Genomic DNA, 21,324 nt, shown 5'->3' on the forward strand with positions numbered 1-21,324 from the left:
CATCGATAGCGATGGATAAGGGATTACGTTTTGCAATAAGAGAAGGTGGTAAAACTGTTGGTTCTGGTGTCGTTTCCGAAATTTTGGAGTAGATGAGAAACCATAGGAGTGTAGCTCAATTGGTAGAGCGCTGGTCTCCAAAACCAGAGGCTGTAGGTTCAATCCCTATCGCTCCTGCATTAATTTTATGTGAAAAATGTTAAAAAGTTTGAGTGTTTTTTTTTGTGGTATAAAACAAGAAATAAGGAGAATTGCCTGGGTGAAGAAGCAAGAGGTGCTATCATCTTTATTCGTTGTGGCAATCTTTATATTATGCTTCTCAGTTTTCTTTTGTCTTGTAGATTTCACATCTCTTTGCACGATTAAGGCTTTATTTGGGATTATTTATGGAACATGAATATAAATGGTACACTATTAAGGTTAATTACGGGCATGAGAGACATGTGCGTAAGTTGGTAAGTAGTGCTATCTATTTCAAAGAGGTATTTATTCCTTATCAAACGGTATGTAATTCAAAACCTGATATAAAAGAGTTATATGAAGTGTACGTGTGCATGCATTTATGCGATGAGAGCAAAGATATTTTGAATCAAACGCCAGGGTTCTGCAATGGTGAACCTGGGAATTTTGACGTAGTTTCAGATAATGAAGTGAGTTTAAAGCGTAGAGAGTTCAATAAATACAAATGGTATATTTTGAGAGTCGCTTCCAATTATGAAGAGAAAGTTTGCCAACATATATTAGAAAATTCCATAAGATTAGGGATTAATGATTACTTTAAGGAAGTTTTTATCCCATACGAAGAGCCAAGTGAGGCAGAATTAAGATCTAAAAAAACTGCTAAGCGAAGGAAATGCTTTCCTGGTTATGTTTTTTTATATGTAAATTTGTGTGATGAAGTGTTAAACTTTGTCAATAGTATACCAAAGTCCCTTAAAGTCTATGGATTCTTAAAAAATGGCAATATTCCCAAAGTAATTTCAGACAATGAAATTCTCTCAATGCGTGATGCACTTTATAATGCTCAAGAGGCAAAAAAGTTAAGTCACGGTTATGAAAAAGGGGAAAAGGTGAAAATTAATGATGGTCTCTTTCAAAATTTTACTGGTAGGGTAGATACGATTAATGATGAGAAAAAAATTATTAATGTAGAAGTGTTGATTTTAGGTAAGCCAACAATAATAGAGTTAGATTTGGCTCAAGTAGAGAAAATAAAGGATTAATTATGAGTGTTGTAGTTGCTAAGATTAACTTACTAATGGAAGCTGGAAAAGCAGTACCCGGACCAAAAATTGCTTCAGTGCTTGGTCCGCGCGGTATACCTGTTCCTAAGTTTTGCGAGGCTTTTAATAAAGTGGCTAGCAGAGCTAACGCTAATTATAAAGTAGGTGACCTGGTAACAGTGCGAATCTCCATAAAGGACGATCGCTCTCACGATTTTACTGTCAGTGGACCACCTGTGGCTTACTTGCTTAAACAGGAGGCTAAATTGAGCAAAAGTTCTAGTAATCCAGGTAAAGAATTGGTGGCTAAATTGCCTATGTCTGCTATAATTAAGGTAGCAAAATGTAAAATGGCTGACATGAAAGTGGATAATGAGAATTCAGCAGTAAAAATGGTTGTCGGTACTGCTAAATCTATGGGTATAGAAGTTATAGAAGGTTAGAAACATGAACACATATCACGATAGCCCTAAACAATGTTTAGAAAAGATTATTGAATCTGCTTCAGCAAAGTTTAAAGAATCAATTGACATTGCGGTTAACTTAGGTGTAGATTCACGTAAATCTGAAGAACAGGTGCGTGGTACGGTAATTTTGCCTAAAGGTATTGGAAAAGACATCAAAGTAGCTGTTTTTGCCCAAGATAAGCATTTATTAGAAGCTGAAAAAGCTGGTGCCGACATTGTAGGAGGAGAAGATTTAGTTGAAGAAATGAAAAAGGGTAGAAAACTAGATGTTGATTGGTGCATCACTACTCCCGACTTCATAGCAAAGATCACTCCTATTGCAAAAATATTAGGTGCTAAAGGATTGATGCCTAACCCCAAGTTTGGTACCGTAACTTCTAACTTCGTAGAAGTTATTAAGATCATTAAGTCTGGTCAAATAAAATTTAAGACAGATAAAAATGGTATTATTCACGGTAAATTAGGAAACATCAAGTTCGGTGTTGATGATTTGCTAGAAAATTTGAAAGCCTTTCTTAAAGTAATTAAAAATAATAAACCTATTTCCGTAAAAGGGGTGTATTTTAAGAGTGTTTTTTTAAATTCAACTATGGGCAAAGCTTATAAGATAAACAAAGTGGAAGATATAATTTAAGGGAGTAACACTGTGAAGCGTGAAAGTAAGGATGAGTTTATACAGAACATAATGAATGTGTTTGTAAATAATGATTTCTTAATACTGGTAAATTTTAAATCTATAAATGCCAATGATTCATTAATTCTTAGGAATGGCCTAAAGTCTATAGCAGGTGGGATATTAGTAGTTAAAAATACTTTAGCGCGTTTAGCTTTGGAAAGAGCCGATAGATTTTCTTATTTATCAGATAAATTCTCTGGTCCTGTAGCTATTATATACTCCAGTAGTGTAGTAGAAGCTGCAAAGCTAATAGTTGATTTCACTGATGCTAATAAAGAAAAGATGTCTGTGATTTGCGCAGCTCACTTAAATCAACTACTTACAGTGGAAGATGTTAATAAACTGGCTAAGTTGCCCTCTCTGGATGAGTTGCTTATTAAAATTATGCGTTTAATATCTTATAATATTCCTGCACGGTTGGCGTCATCTGTTAATTCATCTTCCATGAGACTTATCAGGGTGTTGGATTATTATAGTTCTAAAAAATAAATTTGTTGTTAAGTAAGGTAATAGTATGAGTAATGTAACAAACGATTTGGTTGATAAAATATTATCTTTAAACCTACTAGAGGCATCTGAACTTGTAAAAGCTCTAGAACAGAAAATAGGGTTACCTACTGGTTCTTTCACTGGTGGAGTTGTTGGTGCTAGCGCACCTACTAGTGATAATACTGCTGGTTCTGCTGCTCAAGAAAAAGCTGAATGCAAAGTTGTGATTAAAGAAATTGATGCAAGCAAAAAAATGGAAATTATCAGGACGGTAAGAAAGATTAATTCTGAACTAGGCTTAAAAGAAGCAAAAGAGTTAGTTGAATCTTTGCCTAAAGATTTAACTGCTAATATTTCTAGAGATGAAGCAGAAAAAATAAAGCAACAACTCATTGAAGCAGGAGCAATCAAAGTGGAACTCGAATAGGACGCTTATTTTAATATATTAATTTTATATTAATGTAGCGCTTTTAGTTAATTTAGGGTATTTTAATGGATGGTTCTTCTTATATGTGTGTTTCTGGTGCTTTTGTTCCTAGGGTCTCTTATTCTAGGTCGATTGACTTAAAAGATTCTTTACTAGATTTGGTTAAAGTTCAAAAAGAGTCATACAAGTCGTTTACTCCCGGCAGTCATGGTAATGAAAGACTTGAATCAATCTTTCATTCAGTTTTTCCGGTAAATGATCCTCTACATAGGGCTACTATTGAGTTTATAAGCTGTAAAATAGATAATCCTAGGTATGATGAGTCTGATTGTATAAAGCGCAGCATAACTTTTTCTGCTCGAGTCATTGCTTCTATACGTCTTGTTGTTATGCAGGATGGTATTTCTCTTGATGAATATAGAGAGATTAAAGAGAGTGGAGATCATTCTAAGCTTGCAACCATTATAAAGTTTATAGAGGAGCAGGAAGTTCACTTTTGTGAGTTGCCGATAATGACTGACAAAGGTACTTTTATCATCAATGGTGTAGAAAAAGTTATCGTCTCACAGATGCACAGGTCTCCTGGTGTATTTTTTGATAGTGATAAGGGAAAAACCTACAACTCAGGTAAACTAATCTATTCCGCTAGGGTTATTCCTTATAGAGGTTCCTGGCTTGATATTGAATTTGATGTTAAAGACCATTTATATTTCCGTATTGATAGGAAAAGAAAATTACCAGTCTCAGTTTTATTAAAGGCATTGGGCTTATCAAATAATGACATATTTGATAAATTTTATGAAAAGATAAAATATGTAAAATATAGGAATGGTTGGAAAGTACCTTTCATTCCTGATAAATTTAAGGGAGTTAGGTTACCTTTTGACTTAATTGATGTTGAAGGCAATGTGTTACTTAAAGCTAATGTTCGTATTACCTCAAGATTAGCTAAAAAGCTACATGAAGATGGACTAAAAGAGTATTTAGTACCTTTTGATTCTATATGTGGTTTATTCCTCGCAGAAGATTTAATAGATAGCGTTAGCTCTACAAAAATTTTATCTGCTGGTGAGACTATAAAGGTGGAAGACGTAAAAAAGCTTGAGTTACTATCTATAGGTGAAATATCAGTATTAAATATCGACAATCTATCTGTTGGACCTTATATATTAAATACACTTTTTCTAGATGAAAACATGTCTTATCAGGATGCGCTGTATGAAATATATAAAGTCTTGCGTCCTGGTGAAGTTCCTGTTTTGGAGATAGTAGAAGAGTTTTTCCATAACCTTTTCTTTAATCCTGAGTATTACGATCTGTCTAATATTGGTAGATTGAAGCTTAACTCCTATCTTGGGTTGCACTATGACGAAAATTTAACTGTTCTAACACATGAAGATATTATTGAAATTGTAAGAAAAATAGTACTGTTACGTGACGGTCAAGGATCTGTGGACGACATTGATCACTTAGGAAATAGAAGAGTAAGATCAGTCGGAGAGTTTGTAGAAAATCAGTTTAGAGCTGGGTTGCTAAAACTGGAACGTGTAATAATTGATTCTATGTCTACTTCTGGTTTAGATAAAGTTTCCCCATCTGATTTTATTAATCCTAAAGTGTTAACTAACGTTTTAAGAGATTTTTTCAATTCTTCTCAATTATCCCAGTTTATGGATCAGACTAATCCATTATCTGAGATAACACATAAAAGAAGGTTATCAGCATTAGGTCCAGGCGGTTTAACGAGAGACCGTGCAGGGTTTGAAGTGCGTGATGTTCATCCAACTCATTATGGGAGAATTTGTCCCATTGAAACTCCTGAAGGACAAAATATAGGACTAATCAATAGTTTAGCTATATATGCACGCGTTAATAAATATGGTTTTATTGAAAGCCCTTATAGAAAAGTAGTTAATAGAGTTGTCACTGGTCAAATTGAGTATCTATCTGCAATAGATGAAGGTTCATATTATATAGCTGATACCAGTGCAAAGCTTGACGAAAGTAATCGTTTTATCGATGACATGCTATACTGCAGATATGCTGGCAGTTTCGTCATGGTAAGTAGTGATCAGGTGAGCTATATCGACATATCTCCTAAACAGGTAATATCAGTTGCAGCTTCCCTAATCCCATTTTTAGAAAATGATGATGCCAACAGAGCATTAATGGGCTCGAACATGCAACGTCAAGCTGTACCTTTATTAAAGCCAACTGCTCCTTTGGTTGCAACTGGTATGGAATCTTTTGTAGCTTCTGGTTCTGGTGCTGTAGTTTTGGCAAAGCGTGATGGTATAGTCGATAGTGTTGATAGTAATTCTATAGTTATACGTGCTTTTGATGAGAAAAGGGTTAATTACCTGGGTGTGGATATTTATCATTTAAAGAAATTTCAACGTTCCAACCATAACACTTGCATTAATCAAAGACCGCTAGTACGCGTAGGTGATTATGTTAAAGAGAGTGATGTAATAGCTGATGGCGCTGCAATTAATAGCGGCGAGCTAGCACTTGGTAAAAATTTGCTAGTCGCTTTTATGTCTTGGCAAGGTTATAATTTTGAAGACTCGATTATTATTTCCAGCGAAGTTGTTAAAAAAGACCTATTTACCTCTATCCACATAGAAGAATTTGAATGTGTTGTACATGATACTCCTTTAGGGTCAGAGAAAATAACTCGCGCTATACCTGGTATTAATGAAGAAAATTTATATCACTTAGATGATAACGGTATAGTAAAAATTGGTACAAGAGTAGGTCCAGGTTATATTCTGGTAGGTAAAGTTACACCTAAACCTTCTCTTTCATTACCTCCTGAAACAAAGTTGTTAATGACGATTTTTGGTGAAAAGTCATTCGATTGTGCAGATTCCTCTTTGTACACATCTCTGGACGTTGAAGGAACAGTGATTGATGTACGAGTCTTTACGCGCAGAGGGGTTGAAGAAAATGAAAGGGCATTGCTTATTAAGCAAAAAGAAATAGATGACTTAGAGAAAGAGCGAGACTATATAGTCAATGTTACTAGTGAGTATTTCTATGATGAACTGAAAAAGCTTTTAGTTCATTCTGGCTCTCAAGACCAAGAAAAACTTGATACTATTGAACATGAACAATGGTGGAATATAGGATTAAAAAATCGATCTATTTCTGAACAAGTTAAGAGTTTAAAAAAGGATTTTGATGAAAAAGTATCAAATGTAATAACACAGTTTAAGCAGAAAGTAGAAAAACTGGATGAAGGCTATGACTTACCTCAGGGTGTGTCAATGTCAGTAAAAGTTTTCATTGCTGTAAAGCACAGTCTACAGCCGGGAGATAAAATGGCTGGTAGACATGGAAACAAAGGTGTGATTTCCCGAGTTGTACCAGTGGAAGATATGCCTTATTTGGAAGATGGTACTCCTGTTGATATTATCCTCAATCCTCTTGGTGTTCCATCAAGAATGAATGTGGGACAAATACTGGAAACTCATATAGGTTGGGCTTGCAAAAGATTAGGAAAAAAGGTAAGTAACATTCTTGATGAAATCAATGAAACTAAGAGTGTTTTCTGTAAAGAAATTAGATCTCTTAATGATGACAGTTTTGCAAAATTTGCAGCAGCGTATCTTGATAACAGAAACATTGAGGAAGTTAGTGATAACGAAATAACTGTTTCTATTTTTAACACATCTAGTACAAATACACTAGATGGTGAGCTAAACGCGTTAGTGGAAAATTATTTAAACTCTTGTAAAAGCTTGTATGACAGTTTACGTAACTTCCTTATCAAAGTATATAGCTGTGGTAGTGATGTATCCATCTGTAACAATATTCGTGAGGTTAGTGATAGTGACTTGATTGAGTTTGCATATAAATTACGTGATGGCGTCCCTGTTGCTGCACCTGTATTTGAAGGTCCAAAAGATGAAAAAATAACAAAATTATTTGAACTTGCTGATTTGGACAATTCTGGACAAACTGTATTGTACAACGGTTGCACCGGTGAAAAATTTGACCGTAAGGTTACGGTTGGTTATATGTACATGCTTAAGTTACACCACCTAGTTGATGATAAAATTCATGCACGTTCAGTAGGGCCTTATAGTTTGGTTACCCAGCAACCTCTTGGAGGGAAATCCCATTTCGGTGGTCAGCGTTTTGGTGAAATGGAATGTTGGGCATTGCAAGCATATGGTGCTGCTTATACTTTACAGGAAATGTTAACCGTAAAGTCTGATGACATTAATGGTAGGATTAAGATTTATGAATCAATAATAAAAGGTGACAGTAATTTTGAATGTGGGACTCCTGAATCTTTCAATGTGATGATAAAAGAACTACGTTCTTTATGTTTAAATGTCGCCTTAAAGCAAAATGATGTGGTCATTGGAGATATATCTCATACTAACATCGCACAGTCTTTTGATAAGATTAGTATATCGGTTGCTAGCCCTGAAAATATAAAATCTATGTCTTATGGTGAGATAAAAGACGTTTCAACTGCAAATTATCGCACATTTAAAGTTGAGAAAGGTGGATTATTTTGTCCAAAGGTTTTTGGTCCTGTTAATGACGACGAATGTTTATGTGGAAAATACAAAAAAAGAAGACATAGAGGTCGTATATGTGAAAAGTGTGGAGTGGAAGTTACATCTTCTAAAGTAAGAAGAGAAAGAATGGGTCATATAGAGCTTGCGTCTCCTGTTGCTCATATATGGTTTTTGAAGTCACTTCCTTCAAGGATTGGAGCATTATTAGATATGTCTCTTAGAGATATTGAGAATATTTTATATAGCAATAATTATATTGTAATAGATCCTCTCGTTTCTCCCTTTGAAAAAGGTGAGATTATTAGTGAAAAATCCTATAACGAGGCTAAAGATAGCTATGGGGTTGATAGCTTTGTAGCTATGCAAGGTGTTGAAGCAATAAGAGAGTTGCTAACTCGTCTAGATTTACATGAAATTAGAAAGGATTTAAGACTAGAGTTAGAGTCCGTTGCTTCCGAAATAAGAAGAAAGAAAATTATAAAGAGATTACGTATTATTGAAAATTTTATCAAGTCTGGAAATAGACCTGAGTGGATGATACTTACGACTATACCTATTTTACCACCTGACTTGCGCCCTTTAGTATCTCTCGAAAGTGGCCGTCCTGCAGTTTCTGATCTGAATCATCATTATAGGACTATTATTAATAGAAATAATCGATTGAGAAAACTATTAAGCTTGAATCCTCCTGAGATTATGATCCGTAACGAGAAAAGGATGTTGCAAGAAGCAGTTGATTCCCTTTTTGATAATAGTCGTCGTAATGCCTTGACAAATAAGGCTGGTGCTGCCGGGTATAAAAAATCTATTAGCGATATGCTAAAAGGGAAACAAGGTCGTTTCCGCCAGAACCTTTTAGGAAAAAGAGTAGACTATTCTGGACGTTCCGTAATAGTTGTTGGCCCAACTTTAAAGTTAAATCAGTGTGGATTACCAAAAAGAATGGCTCTTGAGTTATTCAAGCCTTTTATTTACTCAAAGCTTAAGATGTATGGTATGGCTCCAACTATTAAGTTTGCTAGTAAATTGATAAGAGCAGAGAAACCGGAAGTTTGGGATATGCTTGAAGAGGTAATAAAAGAACATCCTGTTTTGCTCAATAGAGCACCCACTCTACATAGACTTGGTATTCAGGCTTTCGAGCCAATTCTTATTGAAGGTAAAGCAATACAGCTTCATCCACTTGTCTGCACAGCATTTAACGCTGATTTTGATGGCGATCAAATGGCAGTACATGTGCCGATTTCATTAGAAGCTCAGCTTGAAGCTAGAGTGTTGATGATGTCAACTAATAATGTTTTAAGCCCTTCTAATGGCAGACCGATCATAGTTCCTAGTAAAGATATAATACTTGGCATATACTACTTAACTTTGCAAGGACAAACTGACAAAAAAAATAATCTACCATTTTTGGGTACCTTTGGTGAAGTTGAACATTCTTTGATTGATGGTACTTTGCATATCCACTCTAGTATAAAGTATAGGATGGAATACATTAGCAGTAACGGTGAAACTTACTATAGAACTATTTGTACAACCCCTGGCCGCTTAATATTATGGCAGATATTTCCTAAACATGAGAATCTAAGCTTTGACCTTGTAAATCAGGTATTAACAGTTAAGGAAGTAACTAACATAGTTGATTTAGTATACCGTAATTGTGGTCAAAGTGCCACGGTGGAATTTTCTGACAGATTAATGGTACTCGGCTTTGAGTACGCTACATTTTCTGGCATTTCTTTCAGTCGTTGTGACATGGTTATACCTGAAACTAAAGCTACACACGTTAATCACGCGAGGAACGAAATTAAGAAATTCTCTATGCAATATCAAGATGGGCTAATAACCAGAAGTGAGAGGTATAACAAAGTTATAGACGAGTGGTCTAAGTGTACAGATATGATAGCCAACGATATGTTAAAAGCTATATCTATATACGATGCAAGTAGTAAGTATAATTCAGTGTATATGATGGTTAACTCTGGTGCAAGAGGTTCTACTTCACAGATGAAACAGCTAGCTGGAATGCGAGGGCTCATGACCAAGCCTTCTGGTGAGATTATAGAAACACCTATAATTTCCAATTTCCGTGAAGGGTTAAATGTATTTGAGTACTTTAATTCTACTCATGGTGCACGTAAAGGTCTTGCTGATACTGCACTTAAAACTGCAAACTCAGGATACCTAACTCGTCGTTTAGTTGATGTGTCTCAAAATTGTATAGTTATAAAGCATGACTGTAAAACCAAAGATGGTCTTGTTGTGAGAGCTACAGTTGAAGGAGGAACTATAGTTGCATCTTTAGAGAGTGTTGTGCTTGGTAGAACAGCTGCAAATGATATATATAATCCAGTGACAAAAGAATTGCTGGTGAAAGCAGGAGAATTAATCGATGAGCACAAGGTAAAACAAATCAGTATTGCAGGTCTTGATGCTGTAAAAATCAGATCACCTTTAACCTGTGAAGTAAGCCCAGGTGTATGTGCTTTGTGTTATGGAAGAGATCTTGCAACTGGTAGAATTGTTTCAATAGGCGAAGCAGTTGGCGTGATAGCTGCTCAATCTGTTGGAGAGCCAGGTACTCAGTTAACGATGCGTACTTTCCACATAGGTGGAGTAATGACCAGGGGTGTTGAATCCTCAAATATTATAGCTTCTATTAATGCTAAAATAAAATTAAACAACAGTAATATAATTGTAGATAAAAATGGAGATAAAATTGTAATAAGTCGTTCTTGTGAAGTCGTATTGATTGACAGTCTTGGTAGTGAGAAGTTAAGGCATAGTGTACCTTATGGTGCTAAACTTTATGTAGATGAATGCCAGTCAGTAAAAATTGGTGATAAAGTTGCAGAATGGGATCCTTACACATTACCTATCATTACGGAGAAGACTGGTACAGTGTCTTACCAAGATCTAAAAGATGGAGTGTCAATCACTGAGGTTATGGATGAATCTACAGGAATATCAAGTAAAGTAGTAAAAGATTGGAAATCGCACTCTGGTGGAGCTAATTTACGTCCTCGTATAGTGCTACTTGATGATAATGGTGAAGTAATGACACTCGCAAGCGGCGTTGAAGCATGTTATTTTATACCAATCGGTGCAGTACTCAATGTACAAGATGGCCAGAAGGTTCATGCAGGTGACATCATTACAAGAACGCCAAGGGAATCAGTCAAAACTCGTGATATTACTGGTGGTCTGCCTAGAGTTATAGAGTTGTTTGAAGCACGACGTCCTAGGGAGCATGCTATTGTTAGTGAAATAGATGGCCATGTAGCGTTTTCTGAGAAAGATCGGAGAGGCAAACGTAGTATATTAATTAAACCTGTGGATGAGCAGATTTCTCCAGTCGAGTATTTGGTACCAAGAAGCAAGCATGTAATAGTTAACGAGGGTGATTTTGTGCGTAAAGGTGATCTATTGATGGATGGTGATCCAGATCTCCATGATATTTTGCGTGTACTTGGGCTAGAAGCCTTAGCACATTACATGATTTCTGAAATACAGAAAGTTTATAGATTGCAGGGTGTTCGTATAGATAACAAGCATTTAGAGGTGATATTAAAACAGATGTTACAAAAAGTAGAAATTACTGATCCTTGTGATACTATGTACTTGGTCGGTGAAAGTATTGACAAGTTAGAAGTTGATAGAGAAAACGATGCTATGAATAACTCTGGCAAGCGGCCAGCTAGCTATCTTCCTATTTTGCAGGGGATTACTAGAGCAAGTCTTGAAACTAACTCCTTTATTTCTGCTGCCTCCTTTCAAGAGACAACGAAAGTGCTAACAGAAGCAGCATTCTGTGGAAAAGAAGACCCTTTAAATGGATTAAAAGAAAATGTCATAGTAGGAAGATTAATTCCTGCTGGTACGGGTTTGATTATGAGTAAGATCAGAGCACTTTCACTTTGCGATGATATAGATAAATATGAAAAATATTTTGATATCGAAGCTTACGATGAGAAGTTGTTAGAAAGTAATAGTTGTCACTCACATCCTTGCGAGAAAGAAAGCGTAGAAGCTTCACATTACGATCAGTCAAATTAAATGAGCTAGTAAAGACTAGTAACTGTACTATTTACAACTGCATGTATGTTGTAATTTAAAGACAATAGCTAAAAATATTTGTATTCCTTCAACAGAGTAGCTTCGAAGGAAAAAAATAGATGGTAGCGCATAATTAAATGGTCAATAACAAAACATTGGTGATAATGAAAGGTCAAATGTTTAAACTGTTAATTAGCCTTGCAGAGCTATGCAGGATTTGAAGGAAAAAATACTAAAAATTTGAGGAAGAAAATAGAGTCTTAAAAGCAGAAAATGCTTAGCTGAGAAAGTTTCTGCATATTGACGAAACCGGCTATCATACTAAGGGTAAAGCAGGTTGGTGCTAGATGTTTGTCAATAATGAGGTAAGCTTTATTCAGTTACCAAACTCAAGAAGAGTGAAATTTTTAAAGAACTACCCAAATAAGGCGCCCTCAAGTACCCTAAATTTCTTGGAGAACCTTTTTATTGGTTAACTATATTTCAGTTTACAACCCTATCTAAAAAAATGCTAAAAAAAAGCAGCAGTCCTACGTAAGAGTTATTTTTAAATATGGACATACATTGACTAGAGTCGTCAAGATTGAGATCTTTATATTGGAGGTGAAACATGAACCCTATGACAAGTAGAGTGATATAAAAAATGTTATTTAATGATGACAAGATACCAGCATATAGCCATGCCATAAGAGATATTAAGTAAAACCTTTTCAACCAACATTTTGTTGCATCACCAAAATACAATGCTGTTGATTTTATTCCTAGTTTTTCATCATCCTTTTTATCTTGATGAGCGTATATGGTATCATAACCGAGTGTCCAAAAGATGCATCCTGCATAAAAGAGCATAGGCTCTATACTGACCTGGTTCTTCACTGCCGACCAGCCCATGAGCGATCCCATATTAAAAGTAAACCCTAAAAACAACTGCGGCCACCAAACATAACGCTTTAATAAAGGATAAACAGTTATCATACACATTGAAATTATCCCAAGTATAAGTGTAGTTTTATTGGTGAGTAGTAGGATTATTAGTGCAATAGATAGTAATAGAAAAAGTAAAATCAAAGCCTGCTTTACGTTTAGTGCACCACTTGCAAGTGGTCTACATTTTGTTCGTTCAACATGTGCATCTATTTCTCTGTCGAAAATATCATTGATTATGCAACCTGCAGGTCTCATTAAGAATGCACCTACAGTAAACAAAATAAGGAGAAAAAAAGTCTTCCATGATAGAGAAGTTGAGGCTAGGACAACGCCACTCAAACTGGGGAACAATACAAGCCACAAACCTGTTACACTATACAGCCTCATCAATGAAAAGTAATAGTTGAAATGCATTGATTAAGTGTGGTTACTTAGTATCTTGCTTACATTGACGAAATTATCGAATGCTAAATCAGGTTTGAAAACTAACTGAGGTATAAATCGCAAATCAACATAACTCAATATGGATTTACGTATTAACCACGCAGATTGGTTGATTTCATTAACAATAGTGTTAATATTGCAATTCCTTTCGCTTAGTGAAGACAACACGATATATACATCTGCTTTTTTTAAATCTTTACTTAATTTTACATCAAATACCACTATATCTTTATCGAATATCTTACCTTCCATTAAGACTCTAGATATTGCTCTATGTAACACAGACGCTATTTTTAGGCTTCGGATTTCTTTTCTCATATTTAGCTACTACAATATTCTTTCCTCTTGCACTAATTGATAAACTTCTAGAATATCTCCCGCTTTAATGTCGAAATTACCATCCAGAGACATTCCACACTCAAAGTTTGTAACTACTTCTTTAACATCATCCTTAAATCTACGCAATGTTTTCAATTTTCCTTCGTGTATTAATTTATTGTTGCGTATTACCTTAATTAAAGAATCTTTTTTTACGACTCCATCATTCACATAACATCCAATAATATTGCCAGCTTTAGATGGATTAAATATCTGCCTCACAGAGGCAGAGCCAATACGCACTTCTCGTGTTACAGGCTTTAACATTTTAATTAAGCGCATTTGCATACTGTCAATAAGTTCATATATTACATTATAAGTGTGTATTTCTATACCTTTTTGCTTTGCCAAATCTCTTATTTTTGAATCTACTTTGACATTAAACGCCAAAATTACTGAGTTCGATGCTTCTGCAAGCAGTACATCAGAATCTGTTATTCCTCCTACTGCTTTGTGTAGGATATTTAATTTCACTTGACCTTTACGAAGCTTATCAATTGAATTTGATATTGCTTCAATAGAACCACTTACATCGCACTTTAAAACTACAGATAGCTCTTCTATTTCACTATCGTTACAACTGAATATATCTAAATTACTATTGCTTGAATTTTCTTCCTTTTTCTTGATTAACTCTAACCTGTATTCAACTATTTCACGTGCCTGCTTTTCAGAACTTACAACAACAAATTTATCTCCAGCATTTGGCACGCCGTTTAAACCAGTAATTTCAACCGGAGTAGAGGGTAATGCTGTCTTTTCTCTTTGACCAAGGTGATTAACCATACTGCGTACTTTACCATACGTTGTACCCACCACCAACATATCACCAACTTTTAGTGTTCCTTCTTCAACTATCAATGTAGCTGATATTCCTTTGGCTTTATCTATCTTAGATTCTACCACCCACCCAAGTGCTCGACAATCTTCTATTGCCTCAAGCTTCATTAATTCAGCAATTAACAAAATTGCCTCTTCTAGTTTGTCTAAGTTGATTTTCTTTTTTGCTGATACTGGCACAACCATAACATCACCACCAAGTTCTTCAGGAATAAGATCATATTGAGGTAAACTACTAACTATCCTTTCTACATCACCAGATTGCGACTTATCGATCTTATTAATAGCAACTATAATAGAAACATCTGCTGCTTTTGCGTGGCTTATTGCCTCAACTGTCTGTTTCATTATTCCATCATCAGCTGCAACTACTATTACAACTATATTGGTAATGTTGGCGCCACATTCACGCATTGCAGTGAACGCCTCATGCCCTGGTGTATCAATAAAAGTAATTTTCTGCTCATCTTTTGTAATTATCTGATAAGCACCTATGTGTTGAGTTATCCCACCTGATTCATTTTCTGCAACATTAGACTCGCGAAATGCATCGAGCAATGAAGTTTTACCATGATCAACGTGCCCCATAAAAGTAACAACCGGCGGCTTAGGTCTTTTAAGTAAGTTTCCTCTGTCTTCTATGAAAAATAAATCCCTCTCTTTGTCAGCATCACTTACTCGTTTAGCTGCATGATTGAATTTTTCCACTATTTCACATGCTATATCCGGGTTCACCAAATCATCCACTCCGTAACTCTCATTAACTTCTTCTTTTAACACTTTTAGCACACTTTTACTATCTTCTGCCATACGAATAGATAATTCCCTGATTGTGATCTTGTCTGGTACTATAACTTCCCTTGATATATTTTTACCTTTAGTGAACTTTGATTTTTTATTTCTTATACCAAACCTTTGCTTAAACACAAAAGATTGTTCAAGCTTATCATCTATTGAATGTGCAATTATTAGCTTGGAATGCTTAGAATATATATCTTTGCTAGCCTTTAAAGGCTTTTTATTAGCATTCTCATCGTCAATTCCATCTTCAGTTAGCTTAACTAAGCTAGCACCATTCAAGCCTTTCTTTTTGGTTTCTTTAAATGCAGCATCCGAAATGCCATCTTCATCATCAACCTTTTTACAACTATCTTCTTCCGCTACTACTTCTTTTTCTTCTTTTAGATTCCTTTCTTTCAGTAAAGCAGCATTCTGTACAGCATTAATACGGAAAACTTGCTCTTTTTCTGTTAAAGAACCTAATTTACTCTTATATTGTTCTTCTGACCCATGAGGTTTTTTTCTTCTTTTTTTTACTATCGTAGCTACTGTACTTGCACTTGCCGAAGAGGCCAAATTAACACCCAATTTAAGCTTGCTAAAGCCTTGAAGTGTTAATTTTTTACTACTGATATCTTCTTCATTATTCATATTGTTTGTTATACTACACCAAGCCTCTTACGCGCTTCCATGATTATTGAGTCCACTGTATCTTTTAAATTTTCTTTATCGCTTGCTGAAGAAGAAAGTATACTACAAAATTCATAACTTGACAAATCTGCTATGTCCTCTAAAGTTTTGATACCATGTTTACTGAGAGCAATTTTATCATCTATTGACAAAGGTAAATTTATTACCTGATCTTTCATACCTAAACCTCTTAAACCTTCTATTTTTTTATCATTTTCTGCTTTTAGATACTTATTTGCCCTGTTACGCAATTCATTCGCAATATCCTCGTTAAAGCCTTCTATTGAAGCAAGCTCTTTAATTGAAGCATTGGATATATCCTCCACACTTGAAAAACCTTCTGTGACTAACAGTTGACCCATAATCTCCTCTAAATTTAGAGCTTCAGCAAACAAAACTGAACACTGACTAAGTTCCCTACCCCGCCTCTCTGATTCCTGCTGAGTACTCAGTATCTCAATCTTCCACCCAACAAGCTCTGAGGCTAATCTTACATTTTGACCTTTCTTTCCTATAGCTAAGCTCAATTGATCTTCAGCAACTATTAATTCTACACAATTTTCATTCTCGTCAATAATAACCTTCGACACTTCTGCAGGAGTAATTGCCTTAATAACAAATTGGCCTAGGTCTGAAGAGTAATGTATGACATCAATTTTTTCTCCATTTAATTCATGTATGATGGTTTTTATTCTCTCCCCCTTAACTCCAACACAAGCACCTACTGGATCGATGTTCTTATCAGGAGAAAAAACAGCAACTTTAGACCTTGAACCAGCATCTCTAGCTATACCTTTAATTTTTACCAAACCATCAGCAATTTCTGGTATCTCTTGATTTAACAATGCTTCCAAAAAACCCTCATGGGCCCTAGAAAGAATAATTTGGCGCCCATCGTCAGAACGCTTAACAGTTTGTATATAAGCTTTAACCTTATCACCTTCACGAAATGACTCACCACCGATTAAATTTCGCAATGGAAGGTACGCCTTAGCACCATTTATGTCTATAATCAGATCTGAATATTCCACTTGTTTAACAATACCATATCTTATTTCTCCCACCTTATCTTTAAATTCCTCATATTGCTTTTTTAATTCTTCATATTTAATTACTTGAGCAATTCTTTGTTGGGCAATTCTTGCTGAAGCAAGATCAGTGTTAAGAGAAAGCAATTCATTAATAGTATCCCCAACTTTTGCACCTTCTTTTATTAACTTGGCTCGTGTAAGAGTAATTGATTCACATCCAGCAGTCTCTTCCCTATTTGGTCCATCATCAATAACCTTTAACTCTCTGTATGAGGTAACTTTTCCTGTGCTTCTATTTATATTAACTACAATCTTATTTTTGCTACCATATTTTTGACGGGCCACTGCTTCTATGGCACTTTCTAATGCCTTCATTATAACTTCAAAATCTAGACCTTTTTGCAGTGAAAGCTCCCCTGCTGTCTTTATTATATCAATGCTTCCAACCAAATTATTTTTGTCACTTTTCTGTTTAACACTGCTTTTGCGATTAGCAACCATACAAATAAACCCTATACAATTAGTTATAATTATAACTTCAACGGGCAAAAAATACTATCCTCAATGTTAAATAATTGTTAATTTAAGTCAAGTTTTTTCATGTCTTTGCATCACAAGCAAAGCAGGAGTAAAAAATAAGGTTAAAGCCGTTGCAGCTAATACTCCACATGCTATTGTTGTTGAAATGTCAACCCACCACTGGCTTGATGGGGCATCATATGTGATTTGTAACGTGAAAAAATTGATATTTAACTTGGTGATCATCGGTATTAAGCCAAGAACTGTGGTTGAAACAGTAAGCAATATTGGCCTAACACGAGAAATTGAAGCATTTATTACACATTGCTTAATGTCATTTTTGCGTACCTTAACTTGGTGATGAAAATCATCAAGTAATAGTATATTATTATTCACTATGATCCCTGCTAAAGCAATTATTCCTACTCCACACATAACAATTACAAAAACTTTATGGATGAGGAAGAAAACAAAGAACACACATGTAGTAGATAAAAATACTGCCGTCATTACAATGAACGTATGATATACACTATTAAAGTGTGTCATTAATACCAAGATCATCAAAGTAATTGCCAGTATAAAAGCCTTTAACAAAAAGGCCCCTGACTTTTGTTGATTTTCTTTATCACCTTTAAAATCAATTTTTATTTTCTTACCCCAGTCTCGAGCAATTGAATCTTGAATGAACTTAACTCTTTCATCAACCAAATAGCTAGGGTCAACATCAGCAGAGATTGTCACTGCGCGTGATCCATTAGTCCTATTCAGTTTGCTTATCTTTTTTTCGGGAGCATATTTCACTATGTTGCTCATAGGATACGGGCCATTGGCCGTACTAATAAAAAGATTCTCTATAGCCTTCATGTTACGATCCCTTTCAGGAAAACGAAGTATAATATCTACTTCCTGATCCAGGTTACTTGATCTATATTTTCCAATCAATAATCCACTTGTAACCATTTTTATGAAATCGCCAATAGTTGAAACACTTACTTCAGAACTTGCAGCCTTGTTCTTGTCAACACTTATGTTCCACTCTATTTTAGGTGTTGACCTGCTATCTTGGATATTTATAAACCCTGATGAAGGTTGATCCATAATTTTTAGAATTTGCCCTGCTGCTAAATCCAAACTAGACTCATCCCCACTGAGATTAATTTGTATTGGCTTGTCAGCTGACGGTCCTAAATTCTCTTCTTGAATATCAATTACCACTCCCTTAATACCCTGCACACTGCTTCTTATATCATTCAATATGTCACTAGCTTTGCGCCTGAGGTTCCAATCCACAAGTTCTAGTTGGATCTTAGCGATAACATCATCATCAAACAATCCTGACTTAGCGTAGAAAACTTTAACATCTTTTTCCACATTTAAAATAAGATTTTCTACTTCTCTAAGTAGAAGATCTCGTTCCTTAGCTGATAAGCTTTCTTTTGCTTTAACACTGATAAAAATATTATCTGAGTCCACCTTCGGGAAAAACTTTACTCCAGGGCCAAAAGTGAAGTACAACACACTAAACGAAAACAAAACGAATACAACAGCACATACAAATTTTTTAGGATGGTTTAAGACTTTTTCTAGCATGCATACGTAAGCCCTTATTATAGGCCCAGTACTCTTTATTTCACCGCTTTCTATTGCACTCATCCTTTCAATTTTCTCTTTCGAAGTTACCGAGGGCCTGCCAAATATAGCACCAAGTGTTGATATGAAAACCAAAGCCATGATGAGCGAACCAATCAAAGTTAAAATCATTGTAATTGGTATATACTGCATGAACTTACCGACTGTGTCAGGCCACAATAACAGAGGAAAAAATACTACCAATTTAGTCAACGTTGACGATAGAACTGGACAGAACATATCATGGACTGAAGTGTGAAAGGCTTCTACCTTATCCATTCCGCAGATCATCTTTCTATCAGCATATTCGCTAATTACAATTGCATCATCAACCAACATACCAACTGCCATAATTAAGCTAAAAAGTACAACTATATTTAAAGTTATGCCCATGAAGTAAAGAGCTATTATTCCAATAAGAAAGGAACCAGGTATCGAAAGGGCCACAAGGATAGCTATCCTTGTGCCCATAGAGAGTATTATTATAACTAATACTAACAACACAGCAAATATTATGCTATTTTCCAGATCATCAAGTACATTGCGGACATTTTTCGATTGGTCGTTCAAATACACCACTTTTAGATTTTTAGGTAACTGATCTTTTGCCTTATCCATTAAGTATTTTACTTGATTCACTGTATCTATTATGTTCTTGCCATTACGTTTTGAAATTTCTAATACAACACTAGACAATCCGTTAATGCGAGCAAATTCTTTATAATCTTCAAATCTAGGATACACTTTTGCCACATCCTTTATTCTCAAGACTGCATCGCCTTGAGATCTAATAGGAATATTCATAATATCTTCTATATCTTTTAATAATCCTGATACCTTGATTGAGTATCTGCCTGTGTCACTGTCAAGAGACCCAACTCTTACTAATTTATTATTGTTTAACATAGCATGAAATATTTCATCTAATTGAATGTTATATCTTGTGAGAACTGTGGGCTCAATTATCACTTCCACGGTCTCCTTACGCATACCTGCCACTTTAACTTTGAGAACATTTGGCAGAGATTCTATTTCCTTTTTTAATTTAAGCGCTATCTCAGTTAAAGCCCTTTCCGGTAAATTACCAATCAATCCAACATTTAATATAGGAAATAAGCTTAAGTTTACTTCACTGATTATCGGAGATTCTGCTTCAATAGGTAATTTTGATTTTATATCTGAAAGCTTTGAACGGACGTTACTGAGCACTTCCTTATTACTGTACTCTATGCCAAATTTAAGTATTATATGGGCACCACCATTAGTTGCCAGAGCCTGCAGCTCCTTAACTCCTTCTATAGACCTTAATTCATTTTCTATTGGAATAACTAATAACTTCTCACTATCTTCAACGGAAATTCCAGAAAATCCAATAAACACACTTATTATAGGAATTTGTATACCTGGGTTGCTTTCTCTTGGCATTTTTATATAAGCATATGAACCAAAGGTAAAAATCACTATAAGCAACAATATTACTGTCCTGTTCCTCTCTACGAGCAAGCTTTTCATGTTAATATTTTATTGAATATGCATACTTTTATACAACATTATATCTAAGATACGTTATATATTAATTAATTCTTATATAACTTTTAGAATATCTATATTAAGTATTAAAATCATCACTAAATTACAATAGACCTCCTGTATAACCTAGAAAAAAGGTAATTATTTAAAATATTAGCTTTTTTGTGTGCTCTTAAATTGCAACTAATCAAAACATTAGGAAATTTACTAAATAAAAAAAGGCAAAAGAAGCCCCGGTTAATATCTATTTTCAGTATTGGCGTTTTTTAAGTCTTAAACAGTGCAATCTAGCTGCCTTTAAACTTCAACTAATCTTAGCTTTAATGCTTAAGCAATTTACCAAGCAGAAAAAAGACAAAAAAACCACGTGGTAGCTAATTACTCCACTCTTTATTAAAATTTGACGTTGGGTGATGTCTTGAACGCTTTATAAGCGCATTTCAACTTATATAAGACAAAACCTAGAAATTTCATAAAGACATACGACGCACATAGTACAAAAAATTAAACAATAGTACGCCAAACACAAGTTTTCTTGTCTTTTTAATCTGCACAGACTGGGAAGTTAAATAATACCTTTAAGGACTGGCAAGATTTGTCAAGGAATTTCTTCATTTCTGACGGTCCTAACACACTATCAAAAACTATACAAGAAGTCTATTTTCAAAAGAAAAATTCAA

Annotated in this window: 13 protein-coding genes and 1 tRNA gene; 9 read left to right on the forward strand and 5 right to left on the reverse strand. The window is 35.0% G+C overall.

Annotated elements, in window-relative coordinates:
• The 9 genes from QUS22_RS04630 to QUS22_RS04670 form a co-directional block, all read left to right on the forward strand.
• On the forward strand, nucleotides 1-92 hold a 92-nt coding region (locus tag QUS22_RS04630), incomplete at its 5' end, for an EF-Tu C-terminal domain-related protein (RefSeq protein ID WP_289513904.1).
• Between the two features lie 12 nt (nucleotides 93-104).
• Nucleotides 105-177: transfer RNA gene (locus QUS22_RS04635), tRNA-Trp, on the forward strand.
• Nucleotides 178-196: 19 nt separating this feature from the next.
• A complete protein-coding gene (gene secE / locus QUS22_RS04640) occupies nucleotides 197-397 on the forward strand; it encodes a preprotein translocase subunit SecE (protein WP_289513825.1) in 201 nt (66 codons plus the stop codon).
• Entirely contained in the window at nucleotides 387-1,223 is an 837-nt protein-coding gene (nusG, locus tag QUS22_RS04645; protein ID WP_289513826.1) for a transcription termination/antitermination protein NusG, read from the forward strand. Before secE ends, nusG begins: the two co-directional genes overlap by 11 nt.
• A 2-nt stretch (nucleotides 1,224-1,225) precedes the next feature.
• Nucleotides 1,226-1,666: an uL11 family ribosomal protein gene (locus QUS22_RS04650; protein ID WP_289513827.1), complete on the forward strand. Its 441-nt coding sequence runs from the start codon at nucleotides 1,226-1,228 to the stop codon at nucleotides 1,664-1,666.
• A 4-nt stretch (nucleotides 1,667-1,670) separates the two neighbouring features.
• A complete protein-coding gene (rplA, locus tag QUS22_RS04655; protein ID WP_289513828.1) occupies nucleotides 1,671-2,324 on the forward strand; it encodes a 50S ribosomal protein L1 in 654 nt (217 codons plus the stop codon).
• A gap of 12 nt (nucleotides 2,325-2,336) precedes the next feature.
• Complete coding sequence (gene rplJ, locus QUS22_RS04660; protein WP_289513829.1) at nucleotides 2,337-2,855, forward strand: 50S ribosomal protein L10; 519 nt, start codon at nucleotides 2,337-2,339, stop codon at nucleotides 2,853-2,855.
• A 25-nt stretch (nucleotides 2,856-2,880) separates the two neighbouring features.
• Nucleotides 2,881-3,282, forward strand: a complete 402-nt coding sequence (gene rplL / locus QUS22_RS04665; protein WP_289513830.1) for a 50S ribosomal protein L7/L12 — start codon at nucleotides 2,881-2,883, stop codon at nucleotides 3,280-3,282.
• 65 nt (nucleotides 3,283-3,347) lie between these two features.
• The gene (locus QUS22_RS04670; protein WP_289513831.1) at nucleotides 3,348-11,873 is read left to right on the forward strand and encodes a DNA-directed RNA polymerase subunit beta/beta'; all 8,526 of its coding nucleotides are present in this window, start codon (nucleotides 3,348-3,350) and stop codon (nucleotides 11,871-11,873) included.
• A gap of 483 nt (nucleotides 11,874-12,356) precedes the next feature.
• Here the strand turns inward: QUS22_RS04670 and ubiA are convergent, their stop codons facing one another.
• From ubiA to QUS22_RS04695, 5 genes are all read right to left on the reverse strand, one after another.
• The gene (gene ubiA, locus QUS22_RS04675) at nucleotides 12,357-13,214 is read right to left on the reverse strand and encodes a 4-hydroxybenzoate octaprenyltransferase (RefSeq protein ID WP_289513832.1); all 858 of its coding nucleotides are present in this window, start codon (nucleotides 13,212-13,214) and stop codon (nucleotides 12,357-12,359) included.
• A gap of 3 nt (nucleotides 13,215-13,217) precedes the next feature.
• A complete protein-coding gene (locus tag QUS22_RS04680) occupies nucleotides 13,218-13,562 on the reverse strand; it encodes a ribosome-binding factor A (RefSeq protein ID WP_289513833.1) in 345 nt (114 codons plus the stop codon).
• A 9-nt stretch (nucleotides 13,563-13,571) separates the two neighbouring features.
• Nucleotides 13,572-15,893 carry a translation initiation factor IF-2 gene (gene infB, locus QUS22_RS04685; RefSeq protein ID WP_289513834.1) on the reverse strand — a complete coding sequence of 774 codons (2,322 nt, stop codon included), beginning with the start codon at nucleotides 15,891-15,893 and terminating at the stop codon, nucleotides 13,572-13,574.
• Between the two features lie 8 nt (nucleotides 15,894-15,901).
• On the reverse strand, nucleotides 15,902-17,464 hold the full coding sequence (gene nusA, locus QUS22_RS04690) for a transcription termination factor NusA (RefSeq protein WP_289513905.1): 1,563 nt from the start codon (nucleotides 17,462-17,464) through the stop codon (nucleotides 15,902-15,904).
• An 87-nt stretch (nucleotides 17,465-17,551) separates the two neighbouring features.
• Nucleotides 17,552-20,626, reverse strand: coding sequence for an efflux RND transporter permease subunit (locus QUS22_RS04695; RefSeq protein ID WP_289513835.1), 3,075 nt, complete (start codon nucleotides 20,624-20,626; stop codon nucleotides 17,552-17,554).
• Nucleotides 20,627-21,324 lie beyond the last annotated feature (698 nt).

The organism is Wolbachia pipientis, from assembly GCF_030373985.1.
GTDB lineage: Bacteria > Pseudomonadota > Alphaproteobacteria > Rickettsiales > Anaplasmataceae > Wolbachia > Wolbachia pipientis_D.

What these genes read in the sequence shown, in the direction of transcription:
- ubiA (WP_289513832.1), bottom strand. Translation starts at nt 13,214, where the DNA reads ATGCATTTCAACTATTACTTTTCATTGATGAGGCTGTATAGTGTAACA.
- infB (WP_289513834.1), bottom strand. Translation starts at nt 15,893, where the DNA reads ATGAATAATGAAGAAGATATCAGTAGTAAAAAATTAACACTTCAAGGC.
- rplL (WP_289513830.1), top strand. Translation starts at nt 2,881, where the DNA reads ATGAGTAATGTAACAAACGATTTGGTTGATAAAATATTATCTTTAAAC.
- secE (WP_289513825.1), top strand. Translation starts at nt 197, where the DNA reads ATGTTAAAAAGTTTGAGTGTTTTTTTTTGTGGTATAAAACAAGAAATA.
- rplA (WP_289513828.1), top strand. Translation starts at nt 1,671, where the DNA reads ATGAACACATATCACGATAGCCCTAAACAATGTTTAGAAAAGATTATT.
- QUS22_RS04650 (WP_289513827.1), top strand. Translation starts at nt 1,226, where the DNA reads ATGAGTGTTGTAGTTGCTAAGATTAACTTACTAATGGAAGCTGGAAAA.
- QUS22_RS04695 (WP_289513835.1), bottom strand. Translation starts at nt 20,626, where the DNA reads ATGAAAAGCTTGCTCGTAGAGAGGAACAGGACAGTAATATTGTTGCTT.
- nusA (WP_289513905.1), bottom strand. Translation starts at nt 17,464, where the DNA reads ATGGTTGCTAATCGCAAAAGCAGTGTTAAACAGAAAAGTGACAAAAAT.
- nusG (WP_289513826.1), top strand. Translation starts at nt 387, where the DNA reads ATGGAACATGAATATAAATGGTACACTATTAAGGTTAATTACGGGCAT.
- QUS22_RS04670 (WP_289513831.1), top strand. Translation starts at nt 3,348, where the DNA reads ATGGATGGTTCTTCTTATATGTGTGTTTCTGGTGCTTTTGTTCCTAGG.
- QUS22_RS04680 (WP_289513833.1), bottom strand. Translation starts at nt 13,562, where the DNA reads ATGAGAAAAGAAATCCGAAGCCTAAAAATAGCGTCTGTGTTACATAGA.